Below are 307 nucleotides of genomic sequence, written 5' to 3' on the forward strand. Positions count from 1 at the left end.
CTGAGCCTGACTTAAATCCTGAGCCTGAGTTAAATGCTGAGCCTGACTTAAATCCTGAGCCTGAGTTAAATCCTGAGCCTGAGTTAAATCCTGAGCCTGAGTTAAATCCTGAGCCTGAGTTAAATCCTGAGCCTGAGTTAAATACTGAGCCTGAGTTAAATCCTGAGCCTGAGTTAAATCCTGAGCCTGACTTAAATCCTGAGCCTGAGTTAAATGCTGAGCCTGACTTAAATCCTGAGCCTGAGTTAAATCCTGAGCCTGAGTTAAATCCTGAGCCTGAGTTAAATCCTGAGCCTGAGTTAAATCC

The 307-nt window shown here is 44.3% G+C and carries 1 protein-coding gene; it reads left to right on the plus strand.

Translation table 11 applies throughout. The features are described from left to right. A partial coding sequence (locus tag ACWTE2_RS00040) for a hypothetical protein (protein ID WP_454786167.1) occupies nt 1-307 on the plus strand: 307 nt, incomplete at both ends.

The sequence above is a fragment of the Legionella nigrisilvae genome, assembly GCF_977063395.2.